Below are 8,655 nucleotides of genomic sequence, written 5' to 3'. Positions count from 1 at the left end.
GGCCATGGGATGGGGAAACTTATAGACGGGGCGCGCGGGAGGGGGAAAATTATCCGATCATCCCGGCGTAGGCCGGGACCTCGTGCAGCAAGCTTCGCGTTCAAATTGGTTGAGATCCCGGCCTACGCCGGGAAGATCGGAGTCGAGGGCGTGGCGCGTGTCACTTGCTCATACCCGTGCGTGAAATTGGATAGCCTCAGCCCTCGCCCTTCATATAGCGGGGCAGCCAGCCTTCATGGGCTTCGCGGAGGCGTGAGAGGGCGATGTCTACATCGTACACTAGCTCTTCGTCCGGCACATCTGAGTGACCTGCACGGATTACCGGTGTTTCCGAAGAATGCGAAAAGCCCCCGACTTCTTGATAAGCAGGGCCGGCTTCAGATCCATGCCAGCTCTCAACCTTATTCCAATTGCTCAGCTGCTCCCGGGAAGCCGCCACCAGAAACAATCCTTGGCTCTCGCCGAAAAGCGCTGAAGCCGTCCCGAAGGTGTCCGCGCCAATTTCGTCTAGCGCAATCCCAACACTAATATTCGCCGACAGAGCCATTTCGCTGGCGGCACAAACAATGCCCCCCTCACTCACATCGTGCGAAGCGTTCACCAAACCAGAGCGAACAAGATGGGCAACAAAGCGAGACGTCTTCAAATCGGTCTCGAGATCCACCGGCGGCGGTGGTCCAAGCGCCTCACCCTTCAAGCCCAACCATTCGCGGGCATAGAGGCTCGCGCCCATATGCACTTTGGTCTCTCCGATCAGCATCAGCACATCCCCCGGCTGAGCCCCCTTCAACGTTGCAATCTTCGACACGTCCTCGATCAGGCCGACACCGCCCACCACGGGCGTCGGCGGGATCGCGACGCCGTCGGTCTCATTATAGAGGCTGACATTGCCCGAAACGACCGGGAAATCGAGCGCGCGGCAGGCTTCGGCCATGCCTTCAATGGCCTTGACGATATATCCCATCGTGCCGGGCTTTTCCGGATTGCCGAAATTGAGGTTGTCCGTGATCGCGATGGGCGTCGCGCCAACCGCTGAGAGATTGCGATAGGCCTCGGCCACCACGGCCTTGCCGCCTTCATACGGGTCAGCGGCAACGTAATGCGGGTTACAGTCAGAACAGATGGCCAGTGCCTTGTTGGTGCCGTGGATACGGACAATGGCCGCGTCGCCCATGGACTGTGAGCTATCGACCGTATCGCCCATCACGTGGCGATCATACTGCTCCCAGATCCAACGCTTCGACGCCATGTCCGGGCAGGACATGAGCTTGAGCAGCACCTCTGCGTAGTCCTCAGGCTCTGGGTATTTCGAGATGTCGAGCGGCGCGCGCGGTTTTGGCTCCGTCCAGGGCCGGTCATAATTGGGCGCATCTTCGGCCAGCGGCGCGACGGGGATATCGCACACCGTCTCGCCGAACTGCGTCAGGACCATATGGCCGCTATCAGTCGTCATGCCGATGACTTCGGCGTCGAGATCATATTTCTCGAAGATGGCCTTCGCCACTTCGATCTTGTCAGGATAGAGCACCATGAGCATTCGCTCCTGGCTCTCGGACAGCATGATTTCATAGGCACTCATGCCGGTCTCGCGCTGGGGCACCTTGTCGAGATCCATCTCGACACCAATGCCCTCACCATTCTCTCCCCCACTGTCAGCCATCTCGACAGACGAGGAAGTCAGCCCCGCCGCGCCCATGTCCTGGATCGCCTGAATGGCGTCGGTCGCCATCAATTCGAGGCAGGCCTCGATCAGCAGCTTTTCCGTGAACGGATCGCCGACCTGCACGGTGGGGCGCTTTTCCTCGTCGCCTTCGGAAAACTCGGCCGACGCCATGGTTGCGCCATGGATGCCGTCGCGCCCTGTCTTCGAGCCAACATAGAATATCGGATTGCCGGGCGTCGCGCCGCGCGCATAGAAAATCTTGTCCTGATCCGCGAGGCCGACCGCCATCGCATTGACGAGGATGTTGCCATTATAGCCCTCATCGAACTGCGTCTCACCCGCCACTGTCGGTACGCCGACGCAATTGCCATAGCCGCCAATGCCAGCGACGACGCCAGCGACGAGTGAACGCGTCTTCGGGTGATCGGGCGAGCCGAAGCGTAGCGCGTTGACCAGAGCAATGGGGCGCGCGCCCATGGTGAACACGTCGCGCAGGATGCCGCCAACGCCGGTCGCTGCGCCCTGATAGGGCTCGATATAGGAGGGGTGGTTATGGCTTTCCATCTTGAAGATGGCCGCCTGCCCGTCGCCAATGTCGATCACGCCGGCATTCTCGCCCGGGCCCTGGATGACGCGATCATTCTTCGTCGGGAATTTGGAGAGGTGGCGGCGCGAGGATTTGTAGGAGCAGTGCTCCGACCACATCACCGAATAGATGCCCAGCTCAACGAGGTTCGGATTGCGGCCGAGGCGGGTGACCAGCCTCTGCCATTCCTCCCCATTTATCCCATGACCGGCTGCATCAGCTTCGGTCTGTTCGGCGGTCAGATGTTCAAGGATGGCGGTGGTATCTGTCATGCCCGCTCCTTAGCGTCATGGCGGGCGAGTCGCCAGTCGCAATCGCCTTTTCCTCTGCACTCATGCAACTAAGCTGTACTTGGGGGGCTTGTGAGTGTTGATAGGTTTGGCTTAAGTCAGAAATGAAATTCATATCAAGGAGAGCTCATATGAGACTTGCCCTACTGGCCATTCTGCCAGTCATGCTGGCCGCCTGCGGGGGCGGCAGCGTCGATCCGGACGACCGTATGCCGACGCCTTATCCCGAAGGATCCGACGGCGAGGAAAGCTCAAGCTCTTCTCCTGTCGCCATCGAGTATGCCATCGGCACCACCGAAGCGTCCGAGATTGAAGGCGAATGGTCGTCTGCAAGTATTGGCGGCAATGACTCTCAGGTCTTCACCAGCGCGGCTGGCGATCAGATTGCTGCCGTCAGCTGCCAGGACACAGGCGCCGATGCGCCGAACGGTGTGCTGTTCCATCGCTTCATCGGGTTTGACGATGCCGGTGAAGGCATCTCGGTCTACACCTCGGCCGGTGCCAAATCCTATGGCGTGGCAGGCGACAATCCGGTGACGATCACTGTGGGCCAGAACGATCCCTTCGCCGTCATGCTTGCTGCCGCGCGGGGCGATATCCGCGTGGTCACAGGCAGCGGCGATATCGTCGTCTTCCCGACCTCGGACGAGATGCGTGAGCTTATTTCCGATTGCCGCGGCGCCTATCGCCCGCCTGTCGTTGAAGACACCGAAGACGAAGATGGCGAGGACACTGACGAGGAATAGCCTCCTCTTCAGGTCTCATCGCCAAAATGAAAGAAGCGCCATTCCCGTCTGGAAATGGCGCTTTTTTTGTATCGGTTGGCGTGAAGGCGCCTAGTCTTCAGCGGCTTCGGCGGCCACCCAGGTCTCTGACTGGGCCGCAACGATATCGACGAGATTGCCCATGGCGGCATGCATGTCGATGAGGTGCAGCCCCCAGTCCGCCATGACACCGGCAGGCCCGATCAGATCGCCCTGGATGTCATCGGTGCGCGGATCATCCGGGTCAGCGTTCACGGTGATTTCGAGATAGGTGTGGTTCGCCGCTTCGACGCATTCCGCGCTCAGCAGACCGGGCAGAGCGGCATAGGGCGTGTCCACGCCTTCGCCATTGGCAAAGTCTGCCGGCGCCTCGCCAAACCAGCCACCAGCCGCAAGCCGGGCATCAAGCATGCCGTCATCGCCGGACAGCTCTGCCGGGTTGACGCAGAGCGCGCGCTGGCCGTCCGGATTGGTGACGCCGAAGAGCGAGGCCTGCGGCGGCGGGACCGTATCGCGGAAGGACACATAGCCGAGAATGCAGCCGGTCTGACCTTCTACTGTACACGTCTCGTAAGGGCCGAAATCTCCGGTGGCGGCGTCGACGTAGAGCGTCCAGCCGGTGGGTATGATGGAGACGATCTGGTCTTCCATATCACTGCCGATAATGGTTTCGCGCACCAGCCTGTCGACCATGTCAGAGCCCTGCGAGTGCCCGATCAGGACAACGCCGCGGCCATCATTATGGTTATCGACATAGTCGGCCCAGGCGCCCTGAATGTCCGCCCACCGCATCTCATCGCTGGCTGTCATCGCCATGCCCATCATGCGCCGGCGCAGTTCAGGCACGGTCATCTGCCGGTAGAGCGGCGCGTAGAGCCGGCACGTCTCTGCGAACCGGGCGAACTGGCTCTCGACGACCCGCAGCTCTTCGGGCCCGGCGTCGAGATCACTATTGCCGGTCTCATCATTGGACACTGTCGGATAGATGTAGAAACAGTCGATCTGTGGATTGGCGGCCGCTTCGAACCCCTGGACGTCCATCGAGCCATCAGCGTTGACAATTGTGTAGGAAAGGTCGGTGTCACAGGCATCGTCTGCGGCGTCCGGATGGCACAGCCAGTTGGCCGTGTCGGCATAGTCAGTGTCCTCGAAGTCGCTCGCCGCCTGGGGCTTCGGCTCAGCCGTTTCGGCACCGTCCATTTCAGCGCTTGTGTCTTCTGCCGGTACGGTGTTGCTATCGCCCTGGCTGCACGCGGCGGCCAGCGTGGCGCATGCCAGCAAGGCTGCATATCGTCTTTTCATCATTCATCCTCCCGGGTCTTGCCCTGCCGCTCTGTCTAGACGGGTTTCCAGCCGAGCTCAAAACGCTTTTCAAGAAGGATGAAATTTCAAAGGTCAGGTTGAGACTATTTCCGTTGTCTCTTGCTAGGGTCGATCCCGGTAAGGGCTGGAAACACATGACTGACCATCGCGAACTGCGTCCTGGCGACATTCCGGAAATCGTCGCTCACGTCAGAGAGGCGGGGTTTCCGCAGCGCAGCGAAGCAGGCTGGCGCTGGGCGCTCTTCGACAATCCTGAGCAGGATGGCCTGCCCGCAGGCCATGGCGCGTTCAAGGACGGCCGGCTGGTCTCGATGCTCGGTCTTCAGACACGCCGGTTTCACTTTGGCGGCTCGACAATTGTTGCCGCCTCAGGACATACCTTCATTTCCAGCGAGCCAAGCAGGGGCGCCGGGCTCATCCTGGCTCGCAAGGTGCTGGCCGATGAGCGGTATGCTGCGATCTACACGCTGAACAACAACGCGCGGTCCAGCCGGTTCTACGAACGCCTCGGCCTATCACCCTGGCTCGGGCCGCACGCGCGCAAATGGATGGAATGGCCCGTCCATTCGGTCACGCGCGCGGCGGGATTGGCGCTGTCACGGCTCGCCCGCCATGACGGGCTGTACAAGCAGTTGTCCGGCCGCGAATGGTTTCAGTCCGGCCCACGCGCTCTCGGCCGCATGCCCGGGATGAGCGGTCCGGTCGTGCGCCTCACCCCGTCCCGTGCCGAGGATGCAAAGCTGATCGATGCGTTCGACCGCGCGGTTCATAGCGCCCATTCCATTGCCCCTGTCCGCACCGCCGATGTCTATGCCTACCAGATGAACGATCCCGATGCGCCGGGGCGCACCGCGCTTTTCGGGCTGATGAGGGAGGATCGCCTCGAAGGCCTGATGCAGGTGGTGATGAGCAAGCCGAACGCCTTCGAGCCGACAGAGCTCCAGATCATCGACCTCAAACATCTGCCGGGCTGCGATGGGGCGCTCATCATTCCGCCTCTGGTCCAGGCAGCCCGTCAGCTCGCGCGCCGTCACAGGCTCTCGCGCGTGCGTCTTCCCTTGTCTGACCGCTTCGAGCCGGTCTGTTTCGAAGGAACGGGACTTCGATATGAGCGGGCCGCAAAACATGATGCGGCGCACGCCATATTCGCCAAAGGGGTCGAACAGCTGGAGCGCCGCTGGGTGCCGACCGGGTTCGAGGGCGATTTCTTTTTCGCGTTGCGGATCTTGCCAGAGCGGCGCCGGCATCGCGTCCGCTCGCCATCGCAAGAGGTTGCGCAGGCCGGATCGGCTTTTGTCGAAAGGCGCAGGCCGATCCAGTTCTGAGCGTTCAGCCCGCCTAGATCGCTGACATCACGCTTTCGAACATGGTGCGCCCGTCGCTGCCGCCTTCATGGCCGCCAATCGCCCGCTCCGGATGCGGCATGAGGCCGAGCACGCGGCCGTTCTCAGACAGGATGCCGGCAATGTCGCGCGCCGACCCGTTAGGATTTCCGGCATAACGAAAGGCCACACGGCCCTCCCCTTCCAGCCGGTCCAGCGTGTCCTCATCGGCGACATAATTGCCGTCATGATGAGCGATCGGCACGGAGATTTCGCTCTTGCCGGCATAGGCGCTGGTGAAGGCCGTATTGGCGTTTTCGACGCGCAGGCATTGCGGCTTGCAGACAAAATCGAGCCCGGCATTGCGCAGCAACGCGCCCGGCAGGAGTTGGGTTTCGGTCAGCACCTGGAAGCCATTGCACACGCCCAGCACATAGCCGCCGCGCTCAGCATGGCGTTTCAGGGCGCCGATGATCGGCGAATTGGCCGCCATAGCCCCGCAGCGCAGATAGTCGCCATAGGAAAACCCGCCCGGCACCACCACAAGGTCGACATCGCCCGGAAGGTCGCCATCCTTGTGCCAGACCATGGCGGGAGCCTGGCCTGTGATTTCCGCGAGCGCGGTCTGGGCGTCGCGATCGCAATTGGAGCCTGGAAAGACGATGACTGCGCTTTTCATGCCGCCCCAATAGCAGGGAGTCGCGCCGTTTGGAAACCGGATATGTCGCTCGCTCTGCAGGTCCACCTTTTGCGTTTGCCAAGATCACCGATTGGGAGGATAAGAACGGCGTCACTTATGAGGGATGTGGACACATGAAAAAGCTTGCTCTTGCTCTCTTGGCGCTGTTTGCGATTCCGGCTCTGGCCGCCTGCAATACAATCGAGGGCGTCGGCCAGGATGTCGAAGCCGCTGGCGATGCCATCTCCGATGCCGCGTCCGGCGAGCCGGACTAGACGGACCAGCCAGCCCGGTCACCTGAACTGATCGCTGGAAGCCCGGGCCACGCTCTGGCATAAGCGCCGGATCATGACGATCCGGGTTTCAGCCTTTTACAAATTCGTGCGGTTCGCTGATCCAGAGGCGATCCAGCAAGCCTTGCGCCCTGCGCTCGAGGCGGCTGGCGCGGCCGGCACTGTCCTGGTCGCCAGCGAAGGCATCAATGGAACGATCGCGGTTGACGGCGATGGGATGGACGCGGCCATGGCGGCGCTGCGTGCCCTGCCGGGCTGCGCAGACCTTGAGCACAAGGAAAGCCACGCCGACACGATGCCCTTCTGGCGCCTCAAAGTGCGTCTGAAGCGGGAAATCGTCACCATGGGCGTGCCGGAGACCGACCCGAATGCGCTTGTCGGCACCTATGTCGCGCCGGACGCCTGGAATGATCTGATCAGTGACCCGGACACGGTGCTGATCGATACGCGCAATGATTATGAATGCGAGATCGGCAGTTTCGAAGGGGCGATCGACCCTGAAACCAGCACGTTCCGCGAGTTTCCGGACTGGTTCAGAGCCTTCCGCGCCGACCTCGAAGCCAAGGGCCGCAAGCCCAAGATCGCCATGTTCTGCACCGGCGGCATCCGCTGCGAAAAGGCGACGAGCTTCGTGAAATCTGAAGGCATCGACGAGGTGTTCCACCTAAAGGGCGGCATCCTGAAATATCTCGAGACCGTGCCGGAGCCTGAGAGCAAATGGAAAGGCGAATGCTTCGTCTTCGACCAGCGCGTCTCTGTCGGCCATGGGCTCGAGCTTGGCAGTTATGGGCTCTGCCATGGTTGTCAGCATCCCGTCAGCGAAGCCGATCGCGCCGATCCGAAATTCGAGGAAGGTGTCTCCTGCCCGGTCTGCCATGACACGCTGAGCGAGGACCAGCGCGCCCGTTTCCGCGAGCGCCAGCACCAGATCCGCCTGGCAAAAAAGCGCGGCGAATTGCATATCGGGCGCTCAGAGGCCAAAACAGCAGGCAAATGAGCCTGCCCATCCTCTATTCCTTCCGCCGCTGCCCGTATGCCATGCGCGCCCGGCTCGCCATCCAGTCCGCCGGGCTCAGCTGCCGCTTGCGCGAAGTCGTCCTGCGCGACAAGCCGGGCGAAATGCTGGACGCGTCGCCAAAAGGCACGGTTCCTGTACTCGTCCTGACCGATGACAGCGTGATCGATGAGAGTCTCGACGTCATGCTGCACGCCCTGCGCGCACACGATCCGGAAGGCCTGCTTACGCCAGAGACAGGCGATCTTGATGAGATGCTCGCCCTCATCTCAGCCTGCGACGGCCCGTTCAAGCATCATCTCGACCGCTACAAATATCCTGACAGGTATAAAGACGAAGGCGCAGTGGCCGAGGATCACCGACAAGCGGCCAAAGCCTTTCTGACAACGCTGGACGAGCGGCTTGCGACCCGCGACCAGCTGTTCAACAGCCGCGTGTGCTTAGCCGATCTCGCCGTGATGCCTTTCATTCGCCAGTTCGCCAATACCGATCGCGCCTGGTTCGATGCAGAGCCGCTGCCGCATTTGCAACGCTGGCTTGCCGCTCATCTCGAAAGCGAGCGGTTCAAATCGATCATGCCGAAATATGATCAGTGGAAAACCGGCGATACAGAGCCGGTCTTTCCGCACAGCTGATCAACCGGCAAGCGCCTTGCGGACAGCCTCGAGCGCGGCCTCGGCCTTGTCGCCATCGGGGCCGCCGGCCTGCGCCATGTCGGGC

At 61.5% G+C, this 8,655-nt stretch carries 8 protein-coding genes; 5 read left to right on the top strand and 3 right to left on the bottom strand.

Annotated elements, in window-relative coordinates:
- Nucleotides 1–196: 196 nt before the first annotated feature.
- On the bottom strand, nucleotides 197–2,521 hold the full coding sequence (purL, locus tag WA989_RS00125) for a phosphoribosylformylglycinamidine synthase subunit PurL (RefSeq protein ID WP_424338501.1): 2,325 nt from the start codon (nucleotides 2,519–2,521) through the stop codon (nucleotides 197–199).
- Between the two features lie 149 nt (nucleotides 2,522–2,670).
- On the opposite strand from purL, the gene WA989_RS00120 reads away from it, so the two are divergent.
- Nucleotides 2,671–3,285 carry a hypothetical protein gene (locus tag WA989_RS00120; protein WP_424338500.1) on the top strand — a complete coding sequence of 205 codons (615 nt, stop codon included), beginning with the start codon at nucleotides 2,671–2,673 and terminating at the stop codon, nucleotides 3,283–3,285.
- A gap of 90 nt (nucleotides 3,286–3,375) precedes the next feature.
- Here the strand turns inward: WA989_RS00120 and WA989_RS00115 are convergent, their stop codons facing one another.
- Nucleotides 3,376–4,608: a DUF3089 domain-containing protein gene (locus WA989_RS00115; protein ID WP_424338499.1), complete on the bottom strand. Its 1,233-nt coding sequence runs from the start codon at nucleotides 4,606–4,608 to the stop codon at nucleotides 3,376–3,378.
- Between the two features lie 152 nt (nucleotides 4,609–4,760).
- On the opposite strand from WA989_RS00115, the gene WA989_RS00110 reads away from it, so the two are divergent.
- Complete coding sequence (locus tag WA989_RS00110; RefSeq protein WP_424338498.1) at nucleotides 4,761–5,951, top strand: GNAT family N-acetyltransferase; 1,191 nt, start codon at nucleotides 4,761–4,763, stop codon at nucleotides 5,949–5,951.
- Between the two features lie 13 nt (nucleotides 5,952–5,964).
- Here WA989_RS00110 and purQ read toward each other — a convergent pair whose 3' ends face one another.
- A complete protein-coding gene (purQ, locus tag WA989_RS00105) occupies nucleotides 5,965–6,627 on the bottom strand; it encodes a phosphoribosylformylglycinamidine synthase subunit PurQ (RefSeq protein ID WP_424338497.1) in 663 nt (220 codons plus the stop codon).
- Nucleotides 6,628–6,761: 134 nt separating this feature from the next.
- Between purQ and WA989_RS00100 the strand changes: the two genes are divergently transcribed.
- The 3 genes from WA989_RS00100 (at nucleotide 6,762) to WA989_RS00090 (ending at nucleotide 8,570) form a co-directional block, all read left to right on the top strand.
- Entirely contained in the window at nucleotides 6,762–6,902 is a 141-nt protein-coding gene (locus tag WA989_RS00100; protein WP_424338496.1) for an entericidin A/B family lipoprotein, read from the top strand.
- Between the two features lie 73 nt (nucleotides 6,903–6,975).
- Nucleotides 6,976–7,917 (top strand): rhodanese-related sulfurtransferase, encoded by a 942-nt coding sequence (locus tag WA989_RS00095; RefSeq protein WP_424338495.1) that lies wholly within the window; start codon nucleotides 6,976–6,978, stop codon nucleotides 7,915–7,917.
- Nucleotides 7,914–8,570 (top strand): glutathione S-transferase, encoded by a 657-nt coding sequence (locus WA989_RS00090; RefSeq protein ID WP_424338494.1) that lies wholly within the window; start codon nucleotides 7,914–7,916, stop codon nucleotides 8,568–8,570. The genes WA989_RS00095 and WA989_RS00090 overlap by 4 nt, the downstream gene beginning before the upstream one ends.
- Nucleotides 8,571–8,655: the final 85 nt, after the last annotated feature.

Source organism: Henriciella sp., from assembly GCF_049649345.1.
Classification (GTDB): Bacteria; Pseudomonadota; Alphaproteobacteria; order Caulobacterales; family Hyphomonadaceae; genus Henriciella.
This window is presented reverse-complemented; position numbering and strand designations above follow the sequence as displayed.

Coding starts and splice junctions, on each gene's coding strand:
- WA989_RS00090 (WP_424338494.1), top strand. CDS start 7,914: ATGAGCCTGCCCATCCTCTATTCCTTCCGCCGCTGCCCGTATGCCATG.
- WA989_RS00120 (WP_424338500.1), top strand. CDS start 2,671: ATGAGACTTGCCCTACTGGCCATTCTGCCAGTCATGCTGGCCGCCTGC.
- purQ (WP_424338497.1), bottom strand. CDS start 6,627: ATGAAAAGCGCAGTCATCGTCTTTCCAGGCTCCAATTGCGATCGCGAC.
- WA989_RS00110 (WP_424338498.1), top strand. CDS start 4,761: ATGACTGACCATCGCGAACTGCGTCCTGGCGACATTCCGGAAATCGTC.
- WA989_RS00100 (WP_424338496.1), top strand. CDS start 6,762: ATGAAAAAGCTTGCTCTTGCTCTCTTGGCGCTGTTTGCGATTCCGGCT.
- purL (WP_424338501.1), bottom strand. CDS start 2,521: ATGACAGATACCACCGCCATCCTTGAACATCTGACCGCCGAACAGACC.
- WA989_RS00095 (WP_424338495.1), top strand. CDS start 6,976: ATGACGATCCGGGTTTCAGCCTTTTACAAATTCGTGCGGTTCGCTGAT.
- WA989_RS00115 (WP_424338499.1), bottom strand. CDS start 4,608: ATGATGAAAAGACGATATGCAGCCTTGCTGGCATGCGCCACGCTGGCC.